The following is a 26,407-nucleotide window of genomic DNA, read 5'->3' on the forward strand; positions in this document are numbered from 1 at the left end:
CTGATGTGACACTGGACGGCACCGCACTGCGGCGCCGGCTCGGACGCCGCGGGCCCTCGCCTACCGCCATTCGCCGCGCAGCCCCTGCACCACCTGCTGCAGGCCTTCGGGCGTAGCCTGCTCCGGCGCGATCGGCTCGCCGACCACCAGTTCGAGCCGGCTCAGGATGCCACGCCGGAACGGCCGCGTCATCGCCGCCCCGCCCTTGCGCGAGAAAAAGCTGCCCCACAGGCCGCGCAGCGCCATCGGCACCACCGGCACCGGCGTGCGGCGCACGATCTGCTGCACGCCCTGCTTGAACGGATTGATGTCGCCGCTGGCGGTGATCTTGCCCTCCGGGAAGATGCAGACCAGTTCGCCGGCGGCCAGCGCCCGCGCGACCTCGTCGTAGGCGTGCTTCAGCGTCTGCGGGTCTTCATGCGCCGGGGCGATCGGAATCGCGCGCGCCTGCCGGAAGAACCACGACAGCAGCGGCACGCGGAAGATCCGGTGATCCATCACGAAGCGCACCGGCCGCGGGCTCGCCGCCATCAGCACCACCGCATCGGCGAAGCTGACGTGATTGCAGACCAGCACCGCCGGCCCCTCGGCGGGAATCCGGTCGGTGTGGATCCGCTTGAGCCGGTACACCGTATGCACCAGGATCCAGGCGACGAAGCGCAGCAGGAATTCCGGCACCAGCGAATAGATGTAGATCGCCACCGCGGCATTGAGCAGCCCGACGGCCAGGAACAGCTCGGGGATGCTGTAGCCCGCGCCGGTCATCGCCATCGCCAGCAGCGCCGAGGCGATCATGAACAGGCTGTTCAGGATGTTGTTGGCGGCGATGATCCGCGCGCGATGCGTGGGCGCGCTGCGGCTCTGGATCAGCGCGTACAGCGGCACGCTGTAGAAGCCGCCGAACATCGCCAGCAGGAACAGGTCGGCCAGCACGCGCCAGTGCGCGGGCTCGGCGATGAAGGCCGCGATGCCGCTCAGCGCCGCCGGCGCCTGGCCCCGGCTGGCGAAGTACAGATCGATCGCGAACACCGTCATGCCGATCGAGCCGAACGGCACCAGGCCCACCTCGACATGCCGGCCCGACAGCCGCTCGCACAGCAGCGAGCCGACGCCGATGCCGACCGAGAACACCGCCAGCAGCAGCGTCACCACGCTCTGGTCGCCGCCGAGCACGGTCTTGGCGAACGCGAAGAACGAGGTCAGGAAGGTCGCGCCCAGGAACCACAGCCACGAGATGCCCAGCAGGCTCAGGAACACGGTACGGCTCTCGCGGGCCAGCATCAGGTTGCGCCAGGTCTCGGTCACCGGGTTCCAGTTCAGCTTCAGGTCCGGTTGCGGCGCCGGCGACAGCGGCACGCGCGACGCCGCCACGCGGCCGGCGATCGCCAGCGCCACGCAGGCCGCGCCGATATAGAGCGTGGCGGGAATGCCTTGCCGTGCCGCCGCTCCGCCCACCGCCGCCAACTCGCCGCCGAGCACGGTGCCGAGCAGGATCGCGACGAAGGTTCCCATCTCGACCAGCCCGTTGCCGCCAACCAGCTCGCTATCTTCCAGGTGCTGCGGCAGGTAGGCGTACTTGACCGGGCCAAACAGCGTCGAATGCAGGCCCATCAGGAAGGTCGTCAGGTACAGCAGCGGCGCGCTATACCAGGCGAAGCCCGCCAGCCCGACCAGCATGATCGCGATCTCGAGCGATTTGACCAACCGGATCAGCCGCGACTTCTCGATCTTGTCGGCGATCTGCCCGCTGGTGGCGGAGAACAGCACGAACGGCGCGATGAAGATCGCCGAGATCAGGAAGGCCGCGCTGGCCCCGTCCACGCCCTCGAAGCGCGCGGTCTGGTAGGTCACCAGCGAGGTGAACGCGACCTTGAACACGTTGTCGTTCATCGCGCCCAGGAACTGGGTCCAGAAGAACGGCGCAAAACGGCGCTCGCGCAGCAGGCGGGACTGGCTCGATTGGCTCATGGATCGGGGAATGGCGCGGAGGGTGGCGCCAACGGTGGCGCAGAACGTCCAGGCGCGATCGCGGACGCGGAGTCGGGATTCGAACAGGTGGGAGCCGGGCGGGCGGCACCGCGATGGCCCGCCCCTCGCCGGCGGGACCGCTTCAGCTGGCCTTCTCTTCCGGCCAGTCGCGGATATAGGCCTTCAGCATCCGGTTCTCGAAGCTCTGCTCCTCGACCACGGCCTTGGCCACGTCGTAGAACGAAATCACGCCCATCAGCGTGCGGCTGTCGAGCACCGGCATATAGCGGGCATGGCGCTCGAGCATCATCCGGCGAACTTCATTGACATCAGTCTCGGGCGTGCAGGTCAGCGGCGCGTCGTCCATCACGCGGCGGATCGTTGCGTTGCCGACATTGCCGTTGTTCGACGCCAGCGTCTGGATGATCTCGCGGAAGGTCAGCATGCCGACCAGTTCGCCGTACTCCATCACCACCAGAGAGCCGATGTCGCGCTCGGCCATCGTGGTGACCGCCTCCAGCAGTGACGTATCCGGCTTGACGGTATAGAGCGTATTGCCCTTGATCTGCAGGATGTCGCTGACTTTCATAATGGTCTCCCCTCGATGATGCCGGTGCGGCGGGCATCGCCTGCCTGAACCGCCCGAACCGCGTGGCTGCGCAGGCTTTGCGCGCCATCCGCGATAGATGGGCCGATGCTAGCCGAAAGCGGGCGCCCAAGTAAAGCCGGAGCCCTTCGGCGCCGCGCGGTCCGCCGCCGGCGGCCAATGCTACGATGCAGGCCGGCACATCCGCATGCCGCCGGACGTTCGCCCCGCGCGAGCGTGCCGGTACCGGCCGCTGTCAGACGGCTTCGCTGGAACCACGATACAAGGAGACACGAAAGAGACCATGTCCGATACCCGTTTCGATACCCTCGCGCTGCACGCCGGCGCCGCGCCCGACCCGGCCACCGGGGCGCGCGCCACGCCGATCCACCTGACCACCTCGTTCGTGTTCCGCGACAGCGAACACGCGGCCTCGCTGTTCAATATGGAACGGGCTGGCCACGTCTATTCGCGCATCTCGAATCCGACCGTGGCCGTGTTCGAGGAGCGCGTCGCCGCGCTCGAGAACGGCGTCGGCGCGATCGCCACGGCGTCGGGCCAGGCCGCGCTGCATCTGGCGATCGCCACGCTGATGGGCGCCGGCTCGCATATCGTCGCCTCGTCCGCGCTGTACGGCGGTTCGCACAATCTGCTGCACTACACGCTGCGCCGCTTCGGCATCGAGACCACCTTCGTGCAGGCGCGCGACATCGACGCCTGGCGCGCCGCGATCCGGCCCGAGACCCGGCTGCTGTTCGGCGAGACGCTCGGCAATCCGGGCCTGGACGTGCTGGACGTCCCGACGCTGGCCCAGCTGGGCGACGAACATGGCATTCCGCTGCTGGTCGACTCGACCTTCACCACGCCCTATCTGCTGCAGCCGTTCGCGCACGGCGCGGCGCTCCTCTACCACTCGGCGACCAAGTTCCTCGGCGGCCATGGCACCACCATCGGCGGCGTGCTGGCCGAAGGCGGCAACTTCGATTTCGAGGCATCCGGGCGCTTTCCCGAGCTGTCGGAGCCGTATGCGGGCTTCCACAACATGGTCTTCACCGAGGAGAGCACCGTCGCGCCCTTCCTGCTGCGCGCGCGCCGCGAGGGCCTGCGTGACTTCGGCGCCTGCATGAATCCGATGGCGGCGTGGCAGCTGCTGCAGGGGATCGAGACGCTGCCGCTGCGGATGGCGCGCCATATCGACAATGCGCGCCGCGTGGTGCAGTTCCTGGTCTCGCACCCGATGGTCGAGTCGGTGGCCTATCCCGAGCTCGAATCGCACCCGGACCATGCCATCGCCAAACGGCTGCTGCCGCGCGGCTGCGGCGCGGTGTTCAGCTTCAACCTGAAGGGCGACCGCGCCGCCGGCCAGCGCTTCATCGAAAGCCTGACGCTGTTCTCGCATCTGGCCAATGTCGGCGACGCACGCTCGCTGGTGATCCATCCCGCCTCGACCACGCACTTCCGCATGGATGCCGCGGCGCTGCGCTCGGCCGGCATCGCCGAGGGCACGATCCGGCTGTCGATCGGCCTCGAAGATCCGGACGACCTGATCGATGACCTGAAGCGCGGGCTGAAGGCGGCGCAGAAGTCGATGGAGAAAGGCAGCGGCGGTGGCAGCGGCACTGCCGGCAACAAGACCAACGGAGGGAACGCCTGATGTACCTGAACGTCGATGGCCAGCGGGCCTACGCCTATACCGGCGGCAAACCCTTCGATCCCGCCCTGCCCTGCGCCGTGTTCGTGCACGGCGCCCAGAACGACCACAGCGTCTGGGGCCTGCAGACACGCTGGTTTGCGCATCACGGCTTCTCGGTGCTCGCGGTGGACCTGCCCGGCCACAACCGCAGCGAGGGGCCGCCGCTGGCCACGGTCGAGCAGATGGCCGACTGGATCGCCGCGCTGCTGCGAGCGGCCGGCGTCGGGCAGCCCGCGCTGGTGTTCGGCCACAGCATGGGCTCGCTGATCGCGCTCGAATGCGCGGCGCGCCATGCCGGCGCGGTGCGCGCGATCGGCATGCTGGCGACCGCCTATCCGATGAAGGTGTCGGACGCGCTGCTCGACGCCGCGCAGAACCGCGAGCACGAGGCCATCGCGATGGTCAATGCGTGGTCGCATTCGAGCCTGGCCAACAAGCCGTCGGCGCCCGGTCCTGGCTTCTGGATGCATGGCGTCGGCCAGCGGCTGATGGAACGGGTCGGCCGCCGCAATCCGCAGGGCCAGGTGTTCCATACCGACTTTGCCGCCTGCAACGCCTACGCCAACGGCGAGCGCGCCGCGGCGGGCCTGCAGTGTCCGGCGCTGGTCGTGATCGGCAGCAAGGACATGATGACGCCGGCGCGCTCGGCCCGCGCGCTGGCGTCGACGATGCCGCGCGCCAGCGTGGTCGAAGTGCCCTGCGGCCACGCAATCATGGGAGAGAAGCCGGACGAGGTGCTGGACGCGCTGGCGGGCTTTGCGCGGCGCGTGATGGCGAGCGGCGGTTAATCGCCCACACCGTCGTCCCCGCGAAAGCGGGGATCCAGTGGCTTGAAAAGACGCTGGGTTTCCGCGTCCGCGGGAACGACGCGATATCCCCCCTCAGACCTGCCCGTGCCAGCCGGGCGGGACCACCTCGAGCGTGCGGCGCTGCCCCTCACCCGCCGGCGTCTGCGGTGGCGACATCGCGCCGGTGTCGAAGATTTCCTGCAGCGTCTTGTCGAGCATCGGGTTCTCCAGCACGCCGCGCAACGCGTCGGCGCCGTGGAGCAGCTGCGCCACCGCGGTGCGCGGCAGCCGCGGCAGGTTCAGCACCAGCCGGTCGTGCAGCAGCCGCAGCGGCACGCGCGCCGGGTCGCACAGCAGCGCCCAGTGCGCCTGGCCGCGATGGTGCTGCAGCTTGCCGACCAGATGCATCGCATTGAGCTTGCCCAGCAGCACCGCCAGATAATCGGCCTCGACCCGCAGCTTGCGGCCCAGGTCCAGTTCGCCGACGCTGCGCGGCGCCTGCTCGCGCGCGCGGTAGAGCACGTACAGCACGCCCAGCGCATCGTAGAACTCGCTACCGGCAAAGGTGCGGCGGCGCCAGTAGCCCTGCCGCACCACCGGCAGGTTGGCCGCGATGGTGGCGCCGAGCAGCGTCACCAGCCAGCTCAGGTAGATCCACAGCAGGAAGATCGGCAGCGCGGCGAAGGCACCGTAGACCGCGGTATAGGTCGGGAAGCGCGTGACGAAATAGCCGAAGCCGCGCTTGGACAGCTCGAATGCCAGCGCCGCCACCAGCCCCGCGAGAATGGCATCGCGCCATTCGACATAGGCGTTGGGCACGGCCGTATAGAGCAAGGCGAAGGCGATCGCCGACAGCAGCACCGGAGCGAGGCTGACCGCAAAGCCGACGCCGAACGGCATCGTGCCGACATAGCCGGCGGAGATCGAGATCAGGTACGAGCTGATCGACAGGCTGCCGCCGATCAGCACCGGGCCGCACGTCAGCACCGCCCAGAACACCAGCACGCGCTGCGCGAAGCGCCGCTTCTGCTTGACGCGCCAGATCGCATTGAGCGCGTCCTCGACCGTCAGCATCGTCAGCACCGCCGTGACCATCAGGCCGACCAGGCCGACCGCGGTCAGGCCCTTGGCATTGCGCGCGAATTGCCCCAGATAGCCGGTGATCGAATCGGTCAGATTGCCGGGAATCAGGTTCTGGAACAGGAAGCCTTCGATCGCGTTGCGAAAGTTCGCGAACATCGGGAACGCGGCGAGCAGCGCGAACGCGACCGTCAGCACCGGCACCACCGACAGCACGGTCGTGAAGGTCAGGCTGGCCGCGACCTGCGGCAGGCGATCCTCGCCTGCGCGCCGCGCGGCATAGCGCAGCAGCGCACGCAGCTTCTGCCAGTTCCATTCGCGGCGCAGGCGCGCGAGACGGTTGGTGCTGCGGGACAGGAGACTCGGATGGGACATGCGGGACAAACTCCAGGGCGGCGGGCGCCGAGCCCGCCACTATAATACGCCGGTTGCCCTGCATGGGATGCCCGTGCGGCCAAGCGCGGATCACCGCGCGCGCCGCTGCGCATGTTGCGCGCAATGTAACGCCCGTCCCGTTCCTGCCTGCCCTTCCGCCCTCATGTCCGACATCCTGGTCCTCTACTACAGCCGTCACGGCAGCACCCGCAAGCTCGCCGAACTGATCGCCACCGGCATCGACAGCGTGCCCGGCGCCCACGCGCGGCTGCGCACGGTGCCGCCGGTCTCGACGGTGTGCGAGGCCACCGCGCCGGACATCCCCGCCGACGGCCCGCCCTATGTCGAACTGCGCGACCTGCACGAGTGCATCGGCCTGGCGCTCGGCAGCCCGACCCGCTTCGGCAACATGGCCGCGCCGATGAAGTACTTCCTCGACGGCACCATCGCCGAATGGCTGTCGGGCACGCTGACGGGCAAGCCGGCCTGCGTGTTCACCTCGACCGGCAGCCTGCATGGCGGCCAGGAAACCACGCTGCTGTCGATGATGCTGCCGCTGCTGCATCACGGCATGCTGGTGATGGGACTGCCCTACAGCGAACGCGGGCTGATGACGACCGTGGGCGGCGGCACGCCTTACGGGCCGAGCCATCACGCGCTCGGCGACAACAGCCGGCCGGTCAGCGAAGACGAATCGGCGCTGGCCATCGCGATGGGCAAGCGGCTGGCACAGACCGCGCTGCGGCTTGCCGACCACGCCTCCGCCAACGGAGCGTCGCGATGAACCCGGCCGACCCGCGCGACGACGCCGCGCTGCACAGCCCGCTGCTGTACCGGCTGAGCATCGCCAGCCTGCTCGCGCTGATCGCGCTGTCGATCGCCTGGGAATGGTTCCTCGCCCCGCTGCGGCCGGGCGGCTCCTGGCTGATCGTCAAGTTCGTGCCGCTGCTGCTGCCGCTGCGCGGCATGCTGACGCGTAACCGCTACACGATGCAGTGGTCGTCGATGCTGATCCTGCTGTATTTCACCGAAGGGGTCGTGCGCGCCACCAGCGATCGCGCGCCGTCGTCGTGGCTGGCGTGGTGCGAGGTCGCGCTGACCGTGCTGTTCTTCTTCGCGACCATCTTCTATCTGCGCCCGTACAAGCGCCGTGCGCGTGCGCAGGCCAAAACCCAGGCCGACGCAGCGGCTTCCACGCAGGCACGGCACTGAACCGCCGCGCCGTCTTTATCGGCGCTCCCATCGACGCTTCCTCCGACCCGACCCGACCGCCAACGCCATGACGCAAGCCCCGACCGACGCCCGCCTCCACTCCTTCCTGTCTTTGTGCCGCGCCGCGCTGGGGCCGACGCATGTGCTGACCGAAGCCGAGGACAAGGCGGCCTATCTGACCGACTGGCGCCGCCGCTATACCGGCGATGCGCTGGCCGTGCTGCTGCCGGGCACCACCGACGAAGTGGCCGCCGCGGTGCGCGCCTGCCACGCGCACCAGATCGCGATCGTGCCGCAGGGCGGCAATACCGGCCTGTGCGGCGGCGCGACGCCTGACGGCGCACAGCCTTCGGTGGTGCTGTCGCTGAAGCGCCTGAACCGCATCCGCCAGGTCGATCCGCTGAACAACACGATCACGGTCGAGGCCGGCGCGATCCTGCAGCAGGTCCAGCAGGCGGCCGCCGAGCACGAGCGGCTGTTTCCGTTGAGCCTGGCCGCGGAAGGCAGCTGCACGATCGGCGGCAACCTGGCCACCAATGCCGGCGGCACCGGCGTGCTGCGCTATGGCAATACGCGCGAGCTGTGCCTCGGGCTCGAGGTCGTGACCGCCAGCGGCGAAGTCTGGAACGGTCTGCGCGGCCTGCGCAAGGACAACACCGGCTACGACCTGCGCGACCTGTTCATCGGTGCGGAAGGCACGCTGGGCGTGATCACGGCGGCGGTGATGAAGCTGTACCCGGCGCCCCGTGCGCGCGTGACCGCGCTCGCCGCCGTGGCCGACCCGCGTGCCGCGCTGGCGCTGCTGGCGCTGGCGCAGAGCCACGCCGGCGCGATGCTGACCGGCTTCGAACTGATGTCGGCGATGTGCCTCGAACTGGTGACGCGCCACTATCCGCAACTGCGCTACCCGTTCGACCGGCCGCATCCGCAGGTGGTACTGCTCGAGCTGTCCGACAGCGAAAGCGCCGAGCACGCGCGCGCGACCTTCGAAACGCTGATGGAAGCGGCCTTCGACGCCGGCATCGTCGCCGACGCGGTGGTGGCCGAATCGGTGCAGCAGTCGCGCGACTTCTGGAATCTGCGCGAGCACATCCCGCTGGCGCAGGTCGAGGAAGGCAAGAACATCAAGCACGACATCGCGGTACCGATCTCGCGCGTCGGCGACTTCATTGCCAGCACCGACGCGCAGCTGCAGGCCGCCTTCCCCGGCGTGCGCATGGTGACCTTCGGCCATCTGGGCGACGGCAACCTGCACTACAACGTGTCGCCGCCGGCGGGACAGGACCACGACGCCTTCCTCGCGCATCAGGATGCGATCAACCGCATCGTGCACGACAGCGTCCATGCGTACGATGGCTCCATCTCCGCCGAGCATGGCTTGGGCCAGCTCAAGCGCGAGGAGAATCGGCGCTACAAGAGCGAGGTCGAACTCGCGATGATGCGAGCGATCAAGCAGGCGCTGGACCCGCTCGGGCTGATGAATCCGGGCAAGGTGGTGTAAGGCGCGGCGGCGGCGGCAAGCGCGCATAAGCTCATGCGAAATCCGTCGTAGCGGCAGGCCCCGGTTTCGTTGACGCCCCTTTCGTCGCGACCTAGTGTAGATAGGTTCGCGCGGCACATCGCTGCAAGAAGGGGACTTCCATGAGCCTGCGGCCAGATCCCACATTCCACGCCTCGCCCGCGCTGGCGATGCAAGCGCCGGCGGAGGAGTACGCCTACACGGTGATGCTGAGCCCCGATGCCTCGCAGCCCGATGCGCTGGCCGTCATCGACGTCAAACCTGGCTCGCCGACCTACAGCCAGGTCGTGCATACGGTGCCGATGACCCACCGCGGAGACGAGCTGCACCACTTCGGCTGGAATGCCTGCTCGTCGGCGCTGTCCCCGCTGACGGGGCACGCGTTTCTCGAACGGCGCTTCCTGATCATCCCCGGCATGCGCTCGTCGCGGATCTATATCGTCGATACCAAACCGCATCCGACCCAGGCGGCGATCCACCGCGTGATCGAGCCCGACGAGATCTTCCGCAAGACCGGGTATTCGCGGCCGCACACCGTGCATTGCGGCCCCGAGGGAATCTATGTCAGCACGCTCGGCGGCGCCGGCAAGGATGGCACCGACGGCGCGCCCGGCATCTTCATCATGGACTGCGAGACGTTCGACGTGCTGGGCCGCTGGGAGATCGACCGCGGCCCGCAGGACAAGCACTACGACTTCTGGTGGAACCTGCCGCGCGACTACATGGTATCGAGCGAATGGGCGCTGCCGCCGCAGTTCGAGAATGGCCTGGTGCCCGAGGACCTGCTGTCCAATCGCTATGGCCATCGCCTGCACTTCTGGGACCTGCGCGCGCGGCGCAACGTGCAGACGATCGACCTCGGCGCGCGGCATCAGATGGCGCTGGAGGTGCGCCCCGCCCACGACCCGGTGCGCGAATACGGCTTCGTCGGCGTGGTGGTCGACACCACCAATCTCGAAGGATCGATCTGGACGTGGTGGCGCGAGGACGGGCAATTCCACGCCGAGAAGACCGCGACGATTCCGGCCGAACCGGCCGCCACGGACGTGCTGCCGCCGATGTTGCAGGGGTTCGGCGCCGTGCCGCCGCTGGTGACGGACATCGACCTGTCGCTCGACGACCGCTTTCTGTACGTGTCGTGCTGGGGCACCGGCGAGATGCGCCAGTACGACGTCACCGATCCGCGCAAGCCACGGCTGACGGGTTCCGTCCATCTGGGTGGCATCGCGCGCCGCACGCCGCATCCGAACGGCAAGCCGTTCGCCGCGGGACCGCAGATGGTCGAGATCAGCCGCGACGGCCGCCGCGTCTACTGGTCCAACTCGCTCTACTCCAGCTGGGACAACCAGTTCTATCCCGACGGCGTGCCGGCGGCCCAGGTCATGGCCCATGCCGATCCGGATGGCGGCCTGACGCTGGCCGACGACTTCTGGGTCGACTTCCCCGCGGGCTACCGCGCCCATCAGATCCGCCTCGAAGGCGGCGACTGCTCGACCGATTCGTTCTGCTATCCGTCCGTCGGACCGCGATGACGTGGGAACAGGCCGGCCTGTGGACCGGCGTGATGGTCAGCGGCCTGTATCACGGCCTGAGCCCCGCGATGGGGTGGCCGCTGGCCGTGTCGAACGGCCTGATGGCGCGGCGTGACGACGCGGTGTTCGCCGCGCTCGGCTATCTGGGCCTCGGCCATGCCGGCGCGGTGATGGCCCTGACGCTGCCGTTCGGCCTGCTCGCGTCGCTGGCCGCCTGGCAGCGCGAGATCCGCTTCGTCGCCGCCGCCCTCGTGATCGGCTATGGCATCGCGCTGCTGGCGCGGCGCCGCCATGCACGCGCGCTCGCCCGCATCCCGCCGTCGCGGCTGGCGCTGTGGTCCTTCGCGATCGCGCTGGCCCATGGGGCGGGGCTGATGCTGGTGCCGCTCTATCTCGACCTCTGCGGCACCGGGGCCGACGCGGGCCATCAGGCCGCGGCCTCGCTCGCCTTCGGCAACGCCGGCATGGCGATGCTCGTCGCGCTGGTCCACACCGCGGCGATGATCGCGGGCGGCGGCGCGATGGCCTGGGTCGCCTATCGCCACGTCGGCCTCGCGCTGGTCTCGCGCAGCTGGATCAATACCGACGCCGCCTGGGCGTTGAGTCTCGTGCTGGTGGGTGGGATGTCGCTGATGGCGGCGACGGCGCGCTGAACGTACCTGCATGCTGAACGCGCCTGGCGCCGATGCAAGGTGGAGCGCGACGGAACCCAGCTCCCCACACCAGAATTTTCATTCAATGAAAATCTGATCGCTTCGTTTGACGCTGCTTTCGGCGCCGCCCTACCCTGTGCCGCACAGAGTTTCCATTGACGAAACCAGCGCGCGCCTTGGCGCCGAGGAGACAAACCGATGAAGCGTCATTCCCTTGCGCGGCGCGCCCTGCTCGCCGCGATGGCGATGCTGTGCGCCGCGGCCGTTCCCGCGTTGTCCGCGAGCGCGGCCGAGGCCTTTCCCAGCAAGCCCATTCGGCTGATCGTCCCATTCACGCCTGGTGGCACGACCGACATCCTGGCGCGGCTGGTCGCGCAGAAAGCCGGCGAGGCACTCGGCCAGCCGATGGTGGTCGAGAACCGCCCCGGTGCGGGCGGCAACATCGGCGCGGAGGCGGCCGCGCGCAGCGCCGCCGACGGCTACACGCTGCTGATGGGCACGCTCGGCACGCAGGTCACCAACCAGTTCATCTATCCGCGCATGCCGTATGACAGCGCGAAGGACTTCGCGCCGGTGACGCTGGTCGCCAATTCGCCCAACGTGCTGCTGGTCAACAGCACGTTGCCGGCCAACTCCATCGGCGAGCTGATCGCGCTCGCCAGGCGCGAGCCGGGCAAGATCAACTACGCGTCGACCAGCACCGGCGGCTCCCCGCATCTGTCGGGCGAGCTGCTGAGCATGATGGCCGGCGTCAAGATGCAGCACGTGCCGTACAAGGGCGCGGCGCCCGCGATGACGGACCTGCTGGCCGGTCAGGTCAACCTGATGTTCGACAACCTGCCCTCCGCGCTGGCGCAGATCCAGGGCGGCAAGATCAAGGCGCTGGCCGTCACCGGCGTCAAGCGCGCCTCGGTGCTGCCGTCGGTGCCGACGGTGCGCGAGTCGGGGTTGCCGGACTACGAGGTCAATTCGTGGTTCGGCCTGCTGGCGCCGGCCGGCACGCCGCCCGAGCGCGTGCGCCAGTTGCAGCAGGCCGTCGACAAGGTGCTGGCGATGCCGGACGTGCGCAAGCGCATCCAGGAACTGGGCGCCGAGCCCGGCGGCGAAGGCTCCGCGGCGTTCGCGGCGCAGATCAAGGCGGATACCGACAAGTGGGCGCGCGTGATTCGCAGCGCGGGGATCAAGGCCCAATGAGCGTGCTGCACGTATCGCACGTACCGCGCGTACCGCACGTCGTGCACGTACGGCTCGTATGGCACGCACGACACGTACCGCAGCAAAGAAGGACCCAGGCATGACGGACACCATGACTCGCAGCAGCACCCTTCGCATCGGCTCGGGATCGGGCTGGTGGGGCGATCGCGTCGAACCCGCAGAACGCTCGGCGCGCCTAGGCAAGCTCGACTATCTCTGCTTCGAAACGATGGCCGAGGCCACGGTCTCGGCCGCGCAGGTCCGCAAGCGGCGCGACCCGGCGTTCGCGGGCTACGACACCTATCTCGACGAGCGCATGCGCGCGGTGCTGCCGCACTGCATCGCCAACGGCACGCGCATCGTCAGCAATCAGGGATGGATCCATCCGCTCGGTGCCGCCAGGCGCGTCGCCCAGTTGTGCGACGAGTTGGGGCTGCCCGGCGTCCGGATCGCGGCGATCACGACCACCGACCTGACCGGCAGCATCTGCGATCTCGACCTGACGCTGCTGGAGAGCGGCGCGCCGGTGTCCTCGCTGCGCGGCACGCTGATCAGCGCGGAGCCTTACGAGGGCGCGGCGCCGATCGTCGAGGCCTTGCGCGCCGGCGCGCAGATCGTGATCACCGGCCGCGTGGCCGACCCCTCGCTGTTCCTCGCGCCGATGATCGCGCATTTCGGCTGGCCGACCGACGACGCGACCCGTCTCGCGCGCGGCAGCGCCATCGGCCACCTGCTCGAATGCGGCGCGCAGGTGACCGGCGGCTACTTCGGCGATCCGGGCTACAAGGACGTGCCCGAGCCGTGGAATCTCGCCTTCCCGATCGCGGAGGTCGAGGCCGACGGCAGCGCGGTGATCGCGAAGGTTGAAGGCAGCGGCGGGCGCATCGACCTGCAGACCGTCAAGGAGCAGATGTTCTACGAGGTCCACGATCCGCGCCGCTATCTCACGCCCGACGCGATCGTCGACTTCTCGAGCGCGGTGCTGGAACAGGTCGGGCCCGACCGCGTGCGCGTCAGCGGTGTCGGCGGACTGCCGGCCACCGACACGCTGAAGGTATCGCTGGGCTGCACCGAGGGCCATATCGGTGAAGACATGTTCTTCTACGCGGGACCGGGCTGCCTGGAAAAGGCGAAGCTGGCCAGGCGCATCCTCGAGGAACGCTTCGCCATCGCGGAGCTGCGCGCGGACGAGCTGCGCATCGACTTTCTCGGCGTCAACGCCGTGCATGGGGCCGCGTCGCCAGAACCGGCGTGCGAGCCGAACGAGATCGCGGTACGCGTGGCGGCGCGCACGCGCACGCGCGAGGAAGCCGCCAAGGTCGGCCGCGAGATCGACAGCATGGCGGTCTGTGGGCTGGCATCGACCGGCAAGCGCGTGCCGCATCAGGACCGCACCCGCGAGATCATCGGCGTCTGGTCGGCACTGGTGCCGCGCGCGCTGATCCGCTCCGAGATTCACTATCTGTAAGGAAGCGTCATGCGTGTACCCCTGCGGCGTCTGGCCCATAGCCGCTCCGGCGACAAGGGCAACACCTCGAACACGGCCGTGATCGCCTACGCGCCCGAGTTCTATCCGCATATCAAGGCGCAACTGACCGCGGCGGCGTTCAGGTCGTGCTACGGCACGCTGATCACGGGCGAGGTGACCCGCTACGAGGTCGACGGACTGCAGGTGCTCAACTTCGTCGCCGAGGGCGCGCTCGGCGGCGGCGTGTCGCGCAGCCTGGCGATCGACAACTATGGCAAGGCGCTGGCCAGCGCGGTGCTGCGCTTCGACGTCGAGATTCCGGACGAGCTAGCGCCGCTGTTGCGCGGGCCGGCGCGATAGGCGCACCGCCGTCACCCGGCCTCGTTCGCCCTGCGCGGCCAGCGCCGTTCCGGTCCATGCGCTGGCAATACGGCTGGCTTCGGCTTTCAGCCGCCGCGCAAGCACCGCTTCGCGCGCGCGCAACCGTACCGTCTGCGCCGCCACGCTGAGCGCGCCGATCGGGCGCCCCTGGTCGTCCAGGATCGGTACCGCGATGCCGCCCATGCCCTCCACCACCCAGTCCAGAAACATCACGTGCCCGCGCGCACGGGCCGCCTCGATTTCTTCTGCGATGGCGGCCGCGTCCAGACGCGGATAGTTGGCAAGCTTGCGCGAGGTCTGCTGCAGGCGATGCGCCCGTTCGGGCGCCGGCAGCCAGGCCAGCACCGCCAGACTTCCCGCGCCGACGCCGAGCGGCCGGCGCGTGCCGACCGACACGTAGTTCGCGCTTTGAGCGACGGTACCTGGCTCCACGTCCGAACACACCGCCTCGCCACGGCTGGCCTCGGTCAGCACGGCGGTATCGCCGAATGCCTCGACCAGCCGCTGCAGGGCAGGCCGCGCCAGCTTGCGCAGCTCGGCCCGGCGCTGCGCGACGTCGGCCAGCTGGAAGATCTCCGGGCCGATGCCATAGCGGCGCATCTCGTCCCGCGTGGCAAAGCCCTCCTGCACCAGCAGGTCCAGCATGCGCGACGCGGTGGCGGGATCGAGCCCGGTCGCGCGCGCGACATCGCTCATGCGGCGCACTTCCGGGTCGGACAGCGCGCGCAGCACGGCAAGGGCGCGCTGGACCGGTGAGGGACGCGACGGCATCTCGCGACGTTCAGCGCGCGGGCGTGCCGGCCAGCGTATCGCGCTTGATCTTCTTCGCGAGCGACCACTTGTGGACCTCGGTGGGACCGTCGTAGATACGGAAGGCCCGCACCTCCCGCAGGATCTGCTCGACGATGGTGTCGCGCGACACGCCCAGGCCTCCCATGATCTGCACGCAGCGGTCGGCCACGCGGTACAGCGCCTCCGACACCGCGACCTTGGCCATCGAGCTCTCCGCCGTGCCCGCCGCACCGCCGTCGAGCACGCCGGCGCACCAGTCGATCATCAGCGCGGCCTGCTGCAGATCGATCCGATTCTCGGCCAGCATGAAGCCCACGCCTTCGTGGTCGATCAGCAGCTTGCCGAAGGCCTTGCGCGTGGTGGCATACGTGCGCGCGATCTCGTCGGCCCGGACCGTGCCGCCAAACCAGCGCATGCAGTGCGACAGCCGCGCCGGCGACAGACGCACCTGCGCATAACGGAAGCCCTCGTTGACCTCGCCGAGTACCTGGTCGGCCGGCACGCGCAGGTCGTCGAGCAGGATCTGCGCATGGCCGCCCGGCATCGAGCTGTCGATGGTGTCGATCACGCGCTCGATGCGAATGGCCGGATGCGGCAGATCCACCAGGAACATCGTCGCCCGCGCGTGCTCGCCGTCGCCGGTTCGCGCCATCACGATGCCCACCTGCGCCCCTTCGGCGCCGGTGATGAACTTCTTGCGGCCGCGGATGATCCAGTCGCCGCCGGCTTGCGTCGCCGTGGTCTGCAGCATCGAAGGATCCGAACCGGCCCCGCCCTCCTCGGCGGGCTCGGTCATGAAGAACGCCGAGCGGGCCTCGCCGCGCACCAGCGGCTCCAGAAAGCGCTGCTTCTGCGCCGGCGTGCCGACCTTGCCGAGCAGGAACATATTGCCCTCGTCCGGCGCCATCGTATTGACTGCAACCGGTCCCAGCGGCGACAGGCCCGAGCGCTTGAGCACGGCCGCGGTTTCCCGCTGCGTCAGATGCGAACCGTCGGGCAGGATATGCGGTGTCATTACGCCCGCCGCGCGGGCTTTCGCGCGCATCTCGTCGATCAGTTCGTTCGTCGGCCCGTGCGCCGTGCAGCGGGGATCGGCTTCATAGGGGACGACGACATCGCGGACAAAACGCTCGACGCGATCGGCAATGACGCGGCTGCGTTCGGTGGGGCACGGGGTGAACATGCTGGGTGTCTCCTTGGGGTCGGTCGCGCTCGCGGATCATGGATCGCTCTGCATCGCGCGTGCCCGCCGCTGATTGTTGGATGCGGTGAACCGATTGTAGGGGATTCCATCCCGCGGCCTGCCCGCCATCAGCACCATGTCAGCGATGCCCTCGTTTGAATTTTCGAAGGTCGATTGCCTGCGGCCATCGCAACGCATCAGTCCTGCCGTCACGGAGGGTCGCGCCGGGATCCGTTGAAATAGACCCATTCCACGCCCCGTGTGGCTCGGGCCCCGATGCCGGGCCGCGCAGTGGCATCAATCCTGCAAGCCCCTACCCCATGCGTTCGTCTCGGCACAGGAGGTAAGGCATGAAGGAATGGCTCGATCTGAACGTCTTCCTGGGCATCCCGGCCCTGAACTGGCTGCATGCCGGCATCGCGGCCGTGGTCAGCTATCTGGTGCTGGTCACGCTGCTGGGCTTCGCCGGCGCACGCCTGGACCGGCTCGCGGCCCGCACGCGGCCGGTGATCATCGACCGCATGGCCGACATGCTGCGGCATACGTCGCGCTTGGTGCTGCTGCTGGCCGCGCTGCTGATCGCCGTCGACTTCCTCGATCTGCCGCCGAAATGGGCCAGCCGCATCGGCCATCTGTGGTTCCTGCTGATCGGGCTGCAGATCGCGATCTGGATCAATCATGCCGTCACGCTATGGACGTACGACCGCCTGACCGGTAGCGGACCCTCGGCCCACAATCCCGTGTTCACCACGGTGATGGCATGGGGCATGCGCGTGATGCTGTGGTCGGTGCTGCTGCTCGCGGTGCTGGCCAATATGGGCGTCAATATCACGGCCTTCGTCGCGAGCCTCGGCGTCGGTGGCGTGGCGGTGGCGCTGGCCGTGCAGAACATCCTCAGCGACCTGTTCGCGTCGCTGGCCATTGGACTCGACAAACCGTTCGAGAACGGCGATTTCATCGTGTTCGGCGACATCGCCGGCAGCGTCGAGCGCATCGGCCTGAAGACCACGCGGCTGCGCGCGTTGAGCGGCGAGCAGATCGTCTGCAGCAATACCGAACTGCTGAAGACGACGATCCACAACTACAAGCGCATGGCCGAACGCCGCATCCAGTTCAATTTCCGCGTGACATACCAGACGCCGCCGGAAACGCTGCGGCGCATCCCGGAGATCGTCAAGGCGGCCGTCGTCGCGGCAGGCAGAACCCGCTTCGACCGCGCGCATTTCAAGGGCTTCGGCGAAAGCGCGCTGGAGTTCGAGGTGGTCTACTTCGTCACCGATCCGGACTACAACCTGTACATGGATATCCAGCAGTCGATCAATCTGGCGATGGTGACGGAACTGGGCAAGCTGGGCGTGGAGTTTGGAGTGCCGGTGCGGACGGTGCAGCTGGTCGGGACCGATGCCGATGCCCATGCGGCCAGCGGGTCCGCCTGGCGCGATGCGGGCGAGCCCGAACGGGCATGGCCCCCAAAACAGAGCCATCGCGACCGACCTTCGTTGTCCCAGGCGCGGTAGCCTGCGGCACGTTGCACACGAAATGAAGGGCCACAAAATGAAGGGCCACAAAAAACAAAACCCCGGAAGACCGCGATCTTCCGGGGTTCCGCCGCCATGTACCGATGTACTGGCGGAGACGGAGGGATTCGAACCCTCGATCCAGGTTTTGGCCCGGATGCTCCCTTAGCAGGGGAGTGCCTTCGACCTCTCGGCCACGTCTCCCAAACTTGCGTTGTGCGAGGGAGGCCGCACAACGAAGCGCGTATTCTAGCGAGGGTGCGGCAATTGGTCAACGACGAATCGATGACACCGCACTTGCCTGCCCCAGCCAGAGCCGGCGCGCGAACGCGCCGGAATTCAGGCCTGTTCCAGTTCGAACGCCTTGTGCAGCGCGCGGACGGCCAGTTCCATGTACTTCTCGTCGATCAGCACGGAGATCTTGATTTCCGAGGTCGAGATCATCTGGATATTGATGCCCTCTTCCGACAGCGTGCGGAACATCTTGCTGGCGATGCCGACATGCGAGCGCATGCCCACGCCGACCACCGACACCTTCGACACCTTGGGATCGCCCGACACGCTGCCCGCGCCGATATGCGCCTTGACACCGTCGTTGAGGATGCCCAGCGCGCGCTGATAGTCGGCGCGCGGCACGGTGAAGGTGAAGTCGGTCTTGCCCTCGACGGACTGGTTCTGGATGATCATGTCGACGTCGATATTGGCGTCGGCGATCGGACCGAGGATCTGGTAGGCGATGCCGGGCTTGTCGGGCACGCCGAGAACGGTGATCTTGGCTTCGTCACGGGCAAAGGCGATGCCGGAGATGACGGCTGCTTCCATGTCTGGGTCTTCCTCAAAAGTAATCAGCGTGCCCGAATGCATTTCCTGCTCGAGCGGCATCAGGGGATCGGTCAGCGACGACAGCACGCGCGTCTTGACGCGGTATTTGCCGGCGAATTCCACCGAACGGATCTGCAGCACCTTGGAACCGAGGCTGGCCATTTCCAGCATTTCCTCGAAGGTGATGCGATCGAGCCGGCGCGCGTCTTCGACCACGCGCGGGTCGGTGGTGTAGACCCCATCCACGTCCGTATAGATCAGGCACTCGTCGGCCTCGATCGCGGCGGCGATGGCGACGGCCGAGGTATCGGAGCCGCCGCGGCCCAGCGTCGTGATATTGCCCAGCGCGTCGATGCCCTGGAAGCCGGTGACGATCACCACGCGGCCCGCGTCGAGATCGCCCAGGATGCGCTCATCGTCGATCGATTCGATGCGTGCCTTGGTGTACGACGAATCGGTTTTCACCGGGACTTGCCAGCCGGTATAGCTGATCGCGTCGATGCCTTCGCCGTGCAGCGCGATGGCCAGCAGCGCGACGCTGGCCTGTTCGCCGGTCGAGGCCAGCATGTCGAGCTCGCGCGGATCCGGCTGCGGCGAAATCTCCTTGGCGAGTCCCAGCAGGCGATTGGTCTCGCCCGACATGGCCGAAGGCACCACGACTACGCGGTGACCGGCGCGGTGCCACTTGGCCACGCGCTTGGCGACATTCTTGATGCGTTCCGTGGAACCCATCGAAGTGCCGCCGTATTTGTGAACGATGAGAGCCATCTTCTTGTCGACGCCAGCGATTGTGCAAAACCACTGAAAATACACCAAGCACCGGCGCCCGGCAAGGCGGAATAGCGGCCGTTTGGCCTTGTCAAGCCTGGCGGGAGCGATGTCCCGTGCGGTAGGCGGCATGCGGCGCGCGGTCGACAGGCGCGCGTCATGCCTCGCTCACTGCGGCGAGCCGGTCTCCGGGCCCCACGCCTGCCATTCGACCCGCCAGCGCGGAGCCGGCGCGGCGTCGGGCCAGCGGCGATGCATGCCGAGCCCGGCGGCCAGCACGATCTGCTCTCCGGCCCGCAGCAGCGGCAGATGGGGACGGCGCCAGGCCGGCACGGCGGCCTCCTGATAGGCCTGCTTCAGCGCCCGGGCCGGGCCGCCCGGCCGCAGCACGATGCGCTCGCCGCCGCTGCGCGGCCCCAGCGTCAGCGGCTGCCGCAGCACCGCCTCCGGCACGCCGAAGGTGTCGTCGCGCGTGAAGCGCAGTTCGCCGCGCCAGGCGGGTACCGGGAGGCTGGCCTGCCCCGCCCACTGCAGCGCGACGGCCTGCGCCGCCGGCGACCCGGGCGGCACGCAGGCGAGCACCCGCGAGCGGAAGCGCCGCAGCACCAGCCCGTCGTGCGGCAGCGCGGGCTCGCCGCCGCGATGGTCGATCAGTTGCGCGCGCATCGCGGCCAGGCGGGCGACCGACGGCGCGCGGACCCCGAGGTCGCGCAGCCACAGCCTCAGCACCGCGTCGCCTTGCGCGACAGGAAGGGCGCGCAGGCCGTCGAGGTCGAGCTCAGCCAGCGTGGCGGCATCGCGGCCGGGATGCGCCAATGTCGCCAGCTGGCGCGCGGCCATGGCGTCAAGCGCGTGAGCGGCTTCCGCCAGATGCGCGGCGGCCTGCGCGACATTGGCGCGCAGCGCCGGGAAGGCGGCGAGCAGCCCGGGCAACTGCTGGCGCAGCGCGTTGCGGGCAAAGCGGGTGTCGTCGTTGGACGGATCGTCGATCCAGCGCAGGCCGTGCGTCTGGCAATAGGCCTCGATGTCGCGCCGTTCGATCTCGAGCCACGGCCGCAGCAGCGCGATGTCGCGGTGCTCGGCGAGGCGCCGCAGCGCCGGCATGCCGGCCAGGCCATGCACGCCGCTGCCGCGGAACAGCCGCATCAGCACAGTCTCGACCTGGTCGTCCAGATGGTGGCCGAACAGCAGCCAGCCGACGTTGTGCTGCTCGCAGAGCTCGGTCAGGGCCTGGTAGCGCGCGCGGCGCGCGGCGGCTTCCAGCCCTTCCCCATGTGCCGGAGCGACCGTCACGCGGGCGGCGCGGTATTCGACGCCCCAGTCGCGGCACAACTGCGCGCAGAAGCGCTCCCATTGGTCGGCCTGGGCCTGCAATCCGTGATGGACGTGCAGCGCCAGCAGGGGCACGGGCTGCGCGTCGTCCACGCGCATGGCGGCCAGCGCGGCGCGCGCCGCATGCAGCAGCGCGACCGAGTCGCGGCCGCCGGACAGCGCCACCGCCACCGCCTTCGGACCGTGCCGCTCGTGTTGGCCGGCCCCGGAAACGACAAAGGCCGCACCGGCCTGCAGGGCCTGTGCGACCTTGTCGGTCAGCGTGGCGGTCGGGTCGCGCAAATCGGGCGCGGCGGGATCAGCCTCAGCCCTGGGCGCCGGTTTCCTTGAACTTGCCATAGGCCATCAGCCGCTCGTGGCGGCGCGCCTGCAGTTCCTTGACGCTGATGCCCTGGAACTGGCGCAGCGACTCGGCCAGCGAACGCTTGAGCATGGCGGCCATGGCCTTCGGATCGCGGTGCGCGCCGCCCAGCGGCTCGTTGACGATCTTGTCGATCAGGCCCAGTGCCTTCAGGCGATGCGCGGTCAGGCCCAGCGCCTCGGCGGCCTCGGGCGCCTTCTCGGCGGTCTTCCACAGGATCGAGGCGCAGCCTTCGGGCGAAATCACCGCATAGGTGGCGAATTGCAGCATCTGCACCACATCGCCCACGGCAATCGCCAGCGCGCCGCCCGAACCGCCTTCACCGATGATGGTGGCGATCAGCGGCACCTTCAGGCCGGCCATCACGTACAGGTTGTGGCCGATCGCCTCCGACTGGCCGCGCTCCTCGGCGTCGATGCCCGGGAATGCGCCCGGCGTGTCGACGAACGTGAAAATCGGCAGGCCGAACTTGTCGGCCAGTTCCATCAGCCGTTTGGCCTTGCGATAGCCCTCGGGCTTGGACATGCCGAAGTTGCGCAGCGCGCGCTCCTTGGTGTCCCGGCCCTTCTGGTGGCCGATCACCATGCAGGCCTGGCCGTTGAAGCGGGCCAGGCCGCCCACGATCGACAGATCGTCGGCAAAGGCGCGGTCGCCGTGCAGTTCGTGGAAGTCGGTGAAGATCTCCCGCACATAGTCCAGCGTGTAGGGACGCTGGGGATGACGAGCGATCTGGGCCACCTGCCATGGGGTCAGGTTGGCGTAGATGTCCTTGGTCAGCTGCTGGCTCTTGCCGGCCAGCCGCGAAATCTCTTCGGAAATGTCGACGGCCGAGTCGTCCTGCACGAAGCGCAGTTCTTCGATTTTTGCCTCGAGTTCGGCGATCGGCTGTTCGAAATCCAGGAAGGTGGTTTTCATTGAATCACACGTACCTGTCTGTGAAGGGGCGCATTCTACCGGAATTTCCTGGCGCCCCGGGCGCTGAAATCGCCTCGTATGCGCCGCTTGCGCCGCCTGAAGATGGTGAAAGGAGCACTTTAGAGCCGCGGCTTTCGGCTATCGGTTATCGAAGCCAGACTAGTAAGTGACAGGCAGCGGATCAAGGCTGCGCCACATGTACCAGGTCGCCACGGTGCGCCATGGCTCCCAGTTGGCGGCGACTTCTCGTGCCTCGCTGCGCGTGACCGGTTCTCCGCTGAAATAGTTGGCCGAGATCGCGTTGATCAGGCCGATGTCGTCCAGCGGCAGCACGTTCGGCCGCATCAGGTTGAACATCAGGAACATCTCTGCAGTCCAGCGGCCGATGCCGCGGATCTGCGTCAGCTCGGCGATCACCGCCTCGTCGTCCATCTCGGCCCACTTGTCGACATGGACCCGCCCCGCCTTGAAGTGATCGGCCAGATCGACGATGTATTCGGCCTTGCGGCGCGACAGCCCGCAGGCGGCCAGCTTGTCGACGCCGGCCCGCAGCAGCTGCGCCGGGGTCAGCTTCGGACAGGCGGCGGCCAGCCGGTCCCATACCGATTGCGCGGCCTTGACCGAGATCTGCTGGCCGACGATCGAACGCGCCAGCGTGATGAAGGGATCGCCGCGCGAAATCAGATGGGCCGGCCCGTAGGTCGGGATCATCTTGCGCAGGATGCGGTCACGCTTCATCAGGTCGGCGCAGGCCTCGTCCCAATAGGCGGGACGCACGGCGCCCTCGACCGTCTCGACCGGCAGCGGGATCGCCGCGGCCTCGGGCAGCGCCGTCTTGCCGGCGCGCGTGGTCTTCAGCGCCGGCTTGCCGTCGGCCTTGGTCACCGTGCGGCCCTTCGGCGCGGCCACCTCGCCGGCGGCGGGCGCCTTGGCGACCCTTGCCGGCTTGGTGGCCTTGGTCGCAGTGGTCGCCTTGGCCGCCTTGATGGCTGGCTCTCCGGTGGCCCGCGCCGGCCTGGCGGCCTTGGCCGCCGTGCCGGGCGTCTTGCGCACGGCAGCGTTCAAGCACGCCTCCATTCGGTCACGCCGCCCGGCTTGTCCTCCAGCACGACGCCGGCCTCGAGCAGCTCGGCGCGGATGCGGTCGGCCTCGGCAAAGTTCCGCTCGGCCTTGGCCTGCTTGCGCGCGGCGATGCGTTCTTCGATCTGTTCCGGCGCGATGCCGGCCGAGTCGGCGCCGCCCTGCAGGAAGACGTGCGCATCGCGGCCGAGCAGGCCCAGCGTGGCGGCCAGGCCCTTCAGCTGCCGTGCCGCCGCGGGCGAACCGCTGCGGTTGACTTCGCCGGCCAGGTCGAACAGCACCGAGACCGCGATCGGCGTATTGAAGTCGTCGCCCATCGCCTCGGCGAAGCGGCGCGCGTGCGGCTCGTCCCAATCGAGCGGTTGCGTGTCGGGCTGCACGTCCTTCAGCGCGGTGTACAGGCGGGTCAGGCCGTGGCGCGCGTCGTCCAGATGCGCGTCGCTGTAGTTCAGCGGGCTGCGGTAGTGCGCGCGCAGGATGAAGAAACGCACGACCTCGGCATCGTACTGTTTCAGCACCTCGCGGATCGTGAAGAAATTGCCGAGCGACTTCGACATCTTCTCGTCGTTGATGCGCACGAAGCCGTTATGCATCCACACGTTGACGAATGGCTTGCCGCTGGCGCCCTCGGATTGCGCGATCTCGTTCTCGTGGTGCGGGAACTGCAGATCGGCGCCGCCGCCATGGATGTCGAAATGCTCGCCGAGCAGCGCGCAGCTCATTGCCGAGCATTCGATATGCCAGCCCGGACGGCCGGCGCCCCACTTCGACGGCCACTTGCTTTCGGCCGGCTCGCTGTCCTTGGCCGACTTCCACAGCACGAAGTCGAGCGGGTCGTGCTTGGCATCGTTGGCCGCCACGCGCTCGCCGGCGCGCAGGTCCTCCAGCGACTTGCCGGACAGCTTGCCGTAGCCGTTGAACTTGCGCACCGCGTAGTTGACGTCGCCGTCGCTGGCCTGATACGCCAGGCCCTTCGCTTCCAGCTTGCCGATGATGTCGAGCATCTGCGGCACGTATTGCGTCGCGCGCGGCTCGTGGTCCGGACGCTGGATGCCGAGCGCGGCCGCGTCCTCGTGCATATAGCCGATGAACCGTTCGGTCAGCTCGCCGATGGTCTCGCCGTTCTCGGCGGCGCGGCGGATGATCTTGTCGTCGATGTCGGTGATGTTCTGCACATAGGTCACCTCGTAGCCGGCGGCGCGCAGCCAGCGCTGCACCATGTCGAACACCACCATCACGCGCGCGTGCCCGACGTGGCAGTAGTCGTACACCGTCATGCCGCAGACATACATGCGGACCTTGCCGGGTTCGATGGGCACGAAGGGCTGTTTCTCGCGCGCGAGCGTGTTGTAGATGTTCAGTGGATGCATGAAACGGGGTGTTCGAAGAGAATGCGTGGCGCCTGCCGCGCGAGCCGGTGCGACTGGCCGATCGCGCGCCGGCCGACTTGCCGGCCGACTCGCCGGACGACGTGACACGGCGATGCGTCGCGGCCGCGGCGTCGACATCGGTTCGCCGAGCGAGGCCATATCTTACCGGAAGCCTTCGCGCGTCGGCGTCGATGCCGCGCTTTGCTAGAATGCCGCGAAGTATAAAGGACCGCACCTACATGAGCTTGCCATCGTCCAACGTCGCGACCGACGCCATGCATCACGTCACGCCCGGCAACATGACCGTGCGCCGCCGCGCCGCCACCACCGTACGCCGCGCATGCGCCGTCGCCGTGGCGAGCGCCGCCGCGCTGCTGTGCGCCCTGCCCGCTGCGCCGGTGCTGGCGCAGTCCGTTGGCTTCCCCGGCGGCGCCGCGCCCGGCGCGAAGGGCTTCCAGCCTTCGGGCGACCCCGGCATGGCCGACGCCGAGAAGGCAGCGCAGCAGCGGCGTTATGCGGAGGCGATCGAGCGCTTCGACAAGGTGATCGCCGCCAACCCGCGCAATGTGCAGGCCCGCTTCGAGCGCGCCTGGGCGCTGTCGCAGGCCGGCCGCGAGGACGAGGCGGTGCAGGCCTTCCACGAGATCGCACAGGAATATCCCGAACTGCCCGAGCCGCACAACAATCTGGCGCTGATCTATGCGCGCCGGGGCGATCTGAAGCGCGCCGAGGCCGAACTGCTGGCCGCCCTCGAAGCCAAGCCCGGTTTTGCGATCGGCTATACCAATCTGGGCGACGTCTACCGCAAGCTCGCCGAGCGCTCCTACGCCGAAGCGCTCAAGCGCAACCCCGGCGACGCACGCGCGCGCACCGGCCTGGCCGCGGTCGGCACCAAGGCGGCGGCCAAGGCCCCAGCCAATGCGCCGGCAGCCTCGCAGCCGCGCACGCGCGAGCCGGCCGACGAGCCGCAGGCCCCGATCGCCCCGCCGCCGCTGCCCAGGCCGCCCGGCCCGGATCGCGAAGACCTGGACTGAGCTGACCGCAGCATTGCCCGGCTCGCACCGCTTGGCCCATGCATGCGGCAGCGAGCGGGCGTGATCGTTATCCATGCGGGGCGATTGCCGGAATGGCGCGTCCATCGACCGCCTGCATCCGCCGGTCGTCCTCGCCCAATCCCTGGAGATTCCCATGTCCCTGACCCGACGCGGCGCCCTCGGCGCCATGCTGGCCGCGCTGATGGCCGGCACCCTGAGCTTCGGTGCCGCCCAGGCACAGGCGCCGGCTCCCTCCTCGGCGCCGGCAGCCTCGGCCGCCGAGCGCGTGCGCTTCGCCACCAGCGCCGGCAGCTTCACCATCGAGGTCTATCCCGACGCTGCGCCCAAGACGGTCGCCAACTTCCTGGAATACGTGAACAGCGGCTTCTACAGCGGCACGATCTTCCACCGCGTGATCAACGGCTTCATGGTGCAGGGTGGCGGCTTCGACCGCGACATGAAGCAGAAGCCGACGCGCGCGCCGATTCCGCTCGAGTCGCAGAATGGCCTGAAGAACAAGGCCGGCACCGTGGCGATGGCCCGCACCGGCGATCCGAACTCGGCCACGGCGCAGTTCTTCATCAATGTGGTAGATAATCCGAGTCTCGACTATCCGCAGCCGGACGGCAACGGCTATGCCGTGTTCGGCAAGGTGGTCGAAGGCATGGACACCGTCGATCGCATCAAGAAGTCGCCGACCACTGCCTACGGCCCCATGCGTAATGTGCCAGCCACGCCGATCGTCATCGAGTCGGCCACCATCGTCAAGTAACAGAGGAAAGCC

General features: G+C 68.4%; 23 protein-coding genes and 1 tRNA gene. 13 read left to right on the forward strand and 11 right to left on the reverse strand.

The window, feature by feature from the left end; all coding sequences use genetic code 11:
- Positions 1 to 60 precede the first annotated feature (60 nt).
- Both M1D55_RS18830 and M1D55_RS18835 read right to left on the reverse strand, forming a co-directional pair.
- Positions 61 to 1,968 (reverse strand): MFS transporter, encoded by a 1,908-nt coding sequence (locus M1D55_RS18830; RefSeq protein WP_456281538.1) that lies wholly within the window; start codon positions 1,966 to 1,968, stop codon positions 61 to 63.
- A 142-nt stretch (positions 1,969 to 2,110) separates the two neighbouring features.
- The gene (locus M1D55_RS18835) at positions 2,111 to 2,557 is read right to left on the reverse strand and encodes a CBS domain-containing protein (RefSeq protein ID WP_006578180.1); all 447 of its coding nucleotides are present in this window, start codon (positions 2,555 to 2,557) and stop codon (positions 2,111 to 2,113) included.
- Between the two features lie 301 nt (positions 2,558 to 2,858).
- Between M1D55_RS18835 and M1D55_RS18840 the strand changes: the two genes are divergently transcribed.
- Entirely contained in the window at positions 2,859 to 4,208 is a 1,350-nt protein-coding gene (locus M1D55_RS18840; RefSeq protein WP_006578179.1) for an O-acetylhomoserine aminocarboxypropyltransferase, read from the forward strand.
- A complete protein-coding gene (locus tag M1D55_RS18845; protein ID WP_456281539.1) occupies positions 4,208 to 5,035 on the forward strand; it encodes an alpha/beta fold hydrolase in 828 nt (275 codons plus the stop codon). The genes M1D55_RS18840 and M1D55_RS18845 overlap by 1 nt, the downstream gene beginning before the upstream one ends.
- 93 nt (positions 5,036 to 5,128) lie before the next feature.
- On the opposite strand, the gene M1D55_RS18850 is transcribed toward M1D55_RS18845, so the two are convergent.
- Complete coding sequence (locus M1D55_RS18850) at positions 5,129 to 6,490, reverse strand: YihY family inner membrane protein (protein ID WP_456281540.1); 1,362 nt, start codon at positions 6,488 to 6,490, stop codon at positions 5,129 to 5,131.
- Positions 6,491 to 6,653: 163 nt separating this feature from the next.
- On the opposite strand from M1D55_RS18850, the gene wrbA reads away from it, so the two are divergent.
- The 8 genes from wrbA to M1D55_RS18890 all read left to right on the forward strand — a co-directional run bounded on the left by wrbA (position 6,654) and on the right by M1D55_RS18890 (position 14,428).
- On the forward strand, positions 6,654 to 7,274 hold the full coding sequence (wrbA, locus tag M1D55_RS18855; RefSeq protein WP_006578177.1) for an NAD(P)H:quinone oxidoreductase: 621 nt from the start codon (positions 6,654 to 6,656) through the stop codon (positions 7,272 to 7,274).
- Positions 7,271 to 7,702: a DUF2069 domain-containing protein gene (locus tag M1D55_RS18860; protein WP_006578176.1), complete on the forward strand. Its 432-nt coding sequence runs from the start codon at positions 7,271 to 7,273 to the stop codon at positions 7,700 to 7,702. Before wrbA ends, M1D55_RS18860 begins: the two co-directional genes overlap by 4 nt.
- A 67-nt stretch (positions 7,703 to 7,769) precedes the next feature.
- On the forward strand, positions 7,770 to 9,203 hold the full coding sequence (locus M1D55_RS18865; protein WP_456281541.1) for an FAD-binding oxidoreductase: 1,434 nt from the start codon (positions 7,770 to 7,772) through the stop codon (positions 9,201 to 9,203).
- 140 nt (positions 9,204 to 9,343) lie between these two features.
- Positions 9,344 to 10,753, forward strand: a complete 1,410-nt coding sequence (locus M1D55_RS18870; protein WP_456281542.1) for a selenium-binding protein SBP56-related protein — start codon at positions 9,344 to 9,346, stop codon at positions 10,751 to 10,753.
- A complete protein-coding gene (locus M1D55_RS18875) occupies positions 10,750 to 11,406 on the forward strand; it encodes a hypothetical protein (RefSeq protein WP_456281543.1) in 657 nt (218 codons plus the stop codon). Before M1D55_RS18870 ends, M1D55_RS18875 begins: the two co-directional genes overlap by 4 nt.
- A gap of 198 nt (positions 11,407 to 11,604) precedes the next feature.
- A complete protein-coding gene (locus M1D55_RS18880; RefSeq protein ID WP_456281544.1) occupies positions 11,605 to 12,600 on the forward strand; it encodes a Bug family tripartite tricarboxylate transporter substrate binding protein in 996 nt (331 codons plus the stop codon).
- A 112-nt stretch (positions 12,601 to 12,712) separates the two neighbouring features.
- Complete coding sequence (locus M1D55_RS18885) at positions 12,713 to 14,068, forward strand: acyclic terpene utilization AtuA family protein (RefSeq protein ID WP_456282736.1); 1,356 nt, start codon at positions 12,713 to 12,715, stop codon at positions 14,066 to 14,068.
- Positions 14,069 to 14,077: 9 nt separating this feature from the next.
- The gene (locus tag M1D55_RS18890; RefSeq protein ID WP_064573235.1) at positions 14,078 to 14,428 is read left to right on the forward strand and encodes an AtuA-related protein; all 351 of its coding nucleotides are present in this window, start codon (positions 14,078 to 14,080) and stop codon (positions 14,426 to 14,428) included.
- Here the strand turns inward: M1D55_RS18890 and M1D55_RS18895 are convergent.
- Both M1D55_RS18895 and M1D55_RS18900 read right to left on the reverse strand, forming a co-directional pair.
- The gene (locus M1D55_RS18895) at positions 14,396 to 15,220 is read right to left on the reverse strand and encodes an IclR family transcriptional regulator (protein ID WP_064573233.1); all 825 of its coding nucleotides are present in this window, start codon (positions 15,218 to 15,220) and stop codon (positions 14,396 to 14,398) included. The genes M1D55_RS18890 and M1D55_RS18895 overlap by 33 nt on opposite strands.
- Before the next feature lie 10 nt (positions 15,221 to 15,230).
- Complete coding sequence (locus M1D55_RS18900; RefSeq protein WP_456281545.1) at positions 15,231 to 16,424, reverse strand: acyl-CoA dehydrogenase family protein; 1,194 nt, start codon at positions 16,422 to 16,424, stop codon at positions 15,231 to 15,233.
- Positions 16,425 to 16,774: 350 nt separating this feature from the next.
- Between M1D55_RS18900 and M1D55_RS18905 the strand changes: the two genes are divergently transcribed.
- Entirely contained in the window at positions 16,775 to 17,941 is a 1,167-nt protein-coding gene (locus M1D55_RS18905; RefSeq protein ID WP_456281546.1) for a mechanosensitive ion channel family protein, read from the forward strand.
- A gap of 110 nt (positions 17,942 to 18,051) precedes the next feature.
- Here M1D55_RS18905 and M1D55_RS18910 read toward each other — a convergent pair.
- The 6 genes from M1D55_RS18910 to cysS all read right to left on the reverse strand — a co-directional run bounded on the left by M1D55_RS18910 (position 18,052) and on the right by cysS (position 24,589).
- Positions 18,052 to 18,145: transfer RNA gene (locus M1D55_RS18910), tRNA-Ser, on the reverse strand.
- A gap of 135 nt (positions 18,146 to 18,280) precedes the next feature.
- Complete coding sequence (locus M1D55_RS18915) at positions 18,281 to 19,531, reverse strand: aspartate kinase (RefSeq protein ID WP_006577422.1); 1,251 nt, start codon at positions 19,529 to 19,531, stop codon at positions 18,281 to 18,283.
- 168 nt (positions 19,532 to 19,699) lie between these two features.
- The gene (gene tilS, locus M1D55_RS18920; RefSeq protein ID WP_456281547.1) at positions 19,700 to 21,202 is read right to left on the reverse strand and encodes a tRNA lysidine(34) synthetase TilS; all 1,503 of its coding nucleotides are present in this window, start codon (positions 21,200 to 21,202) and stop codon (positions 19,700 to 19,702) included.
- The gene (locus M1D55_RS18925; RefSeq protein WP_023264370.1) at positions 21,168 to 22,139 is read right to left on the reverse strand and encodes an acetyl-CoA carboxylase carboxyltransferase subunit alpha; all 972 of its coding nucleotides are present in this window, start codon (positions 22,137 to 22,139) and stop codon (positions 21,168 to 21,170) included. Before M1D55_RS18925 ends, tilS begins: the two co-directional genes overlap by 35 nt.
- A 159-nt stretch (positions 22,140 to 22,298) precedes the next feature.
- Positions 22,299 to 23,216, reverse strand: a complete 918-nt coding sequence (locus M1D55_RS18930; RefSeq protein WP_023264371.1) for a DNA-3-methyladenine glycosylase family protein — start codon at positions 23,214 to 23,216, stop codon at positions 22,299 to 22,301.
- Positions 23,201 to 24,589, reverse strand: a complete 1,389-nt coding sequence (gene cysS / locus M1D55_RS18935) for a cysteine--tRNA ligase (RefSeq protein WP_456281548.1) — start codon at positions 24,587 to 24,589, stop codon at positions 23,201 to 23,203. Before cysS ends, M1D55_RS18930 begins: the two co-directional genes overlap by 16 nt.
- A 239-nt stretch (positions 24,590 to 24,828) precedes the next feature.
- On the opposite strand from cysS, the gene M1D55_RS18940 reads away from it, so the two are divergent.
- A complete protein-coding gene (locus M1D55_RS18940) occupies positions 24,829 to 25,623 on the forward strand; it encodes a tetratricopeptide repeat protein (RefSeq protein WP_456281549.1) in 795 nt (264 codons plus the stop codon).
- A gap of 154 nt (positions 25,624 to 25,777) precedes the next feature.
- Positions 25,778 to 26,395, forward strand: coding sequence for a peptidylprolyl isomerase (locus M1D55_RS18945; RefSeq protein ID WP_043440631.1), 618 nt, complete (start codon positions 25,778 to 25,780; stop codon positions 26,393 to 26,395).
- Positions 26,396 to 26,407 lie beyond the last annotated feature (12 nt).

Source organism: Cupriavidus sp. JZ107 (assembly GCF_053903255.1).